This is a genomic window from Burkholderia sp. BE17 (assembly GCF_009362305.1).
GTDB classification, from domain to species: Bacteria; Pseudomonadota; Gammaproteobacteria; order Burkholderiales; family Burkholderiaceae; genus Burkholderia; species Burkholderia pyrrocinia_C.
The window spans coordinates 1-1,608 of record NZ_WHNU01000103.1; the positions used below are offsets into that span (position 1 = coordinate 1).

Genomic DNA, 1,608 nt, shown 5'->3' on the forward strand with positions numbered 1-1,608 from the left:
GCAATACGGCCCGCGCGAATCGATGGAATACGACGTCGTGATCGTCGGCGGCGGCCCCGCCGGGCTGTCGGCGGCGATCCGGCTCAAGCAGCTGGCCGCCGAGAAAGGCACCGAGATCGGCGTGTGCGTGCTCGAGAAGGGTTCCGAGATCGGCGCACACATCCTGTCGGGCGCGGTGATGGACCCGCGCGCGATCACCGAACTGTTTCCCGACTGGAAGGAACAGGGCGCGCCGCTCAGCGTCGAGGTGAGCGAGGACCGCTTCCTGTTCCTGTCCGAGAAGAGCGCGGTGCAGACGCCGAACTGGGCGCTGCCCGAGAACTTCAAGAACCACGGCAACTACGTGATCTCGCTGGGCAACGTCACGCGCTGGCTTGGGGCACAGGCGGAAGCGCTGGGCGTCGAGATCTTCCCGGGCTTCCCGGCCGCCGAGGTCCTCTACAACGACGACGGCTCGGTGAAGGGCGTCGCCACCGGCAACATGGGCGTGGGCAAGGACGGCGAGCCGACCGAGAACTTCCAGCTCGGCATGGAGCTGCACGCGAAGTACACGCTGTTCGCCGAAGGCTGCCGCGGCCATCTGGGCCGCCAGCTGATCTCGAAGTTCAAGCTCGACGTGAATGCCGATCCGCAGGCGTACGGGATCGGCATCAAGGAACTGTGGGAAATCGATCCCGCGAAGCACAAGCCGGGCCTCGTGATCCACACGGCCGGCTGGCCGCTGAAGTCGGATACGTACGGCGGCTCGTTCCTGTATCACATGGACAACAACCAGGTCGTGGTCGGCTTCGTGGTGGGCCTCGGCTACACGAACCCGTACCTGTCGCCGTTCGAGGAATTCCAGCGCTACAAGACGCATCCGTCGATCCGCGCGTTCCTGGAAGGCGGCAAGCGCGTGTCGTACGGTGCGCGCGCGATCACCGCGGGCGGGCTGCTGTCGCTGCCGAAGACGGTGTTCCCGGGCGGCGCGCTGATCGGCGACGACGCGGGCTTTTTGAACGCATCGCGGATCAAGGGCAGCCACGCGGCGATCAAGACCGGCATGCTGGCGGCGGACGCCGCGTTCGACGCGGTGCAGGCCGGCCGCCAGAGCGATGAACTCAACGCGTACCCGGACGCGTTCAAGCAGTCGTGGCTGTACACGGAGCTGTACCGCGCGCGCAACTTCAAGCAGTGGATGGCCAAGGGGCTGTACCTGGGCACGCTGATGGTCGGGCTCGAGCAGAAGGTGATGGGCGGCAACGTGCCGTGGACGCTGCACCACCAGCACGCGGACCACGAGATGCTGAAGCCGGCGTCGCAGTGCGAGCCGATCGAGTATCCGAAGCCGGACGGCAAGCTGACGTTCGACCGGCTGTCGTCGGTGTTCATCTCGAACACGAACCACGAGGAGAACCAGCCGGCGCACCTGACGCTGAAGGATGCGAACGTGCCGGTGAACGTGAACCTGCGCACGTACGCGGGCCCGGAGGGGCGCTTCTGCCCGGCGGCCGTGTACGAGTTCGTGAAGAACGACGACGGCAGCGATCGCCTCGTGATCAACGCGCAGAACTGCGTGCACTGCAAGACCTGCGACATCAAGGACCCGACGCAGAACATCGTGTGGGT

Annotated in this window: 1 protein-coding gene; it reads left to right on the forward strand. The window is 66.0% G+C overall.

Translation table 11 applies throughout. The annotated features are described in order from the left end of the window. A partial coding sequence (locus GD429_RS39980; protein WP_193727352.1) for an electron transfer flavoprotein-ubiquinone oxidoreductase occupies positions 1 to 1,608 on the forward strand: 1,608 nt, incomplete at both ends.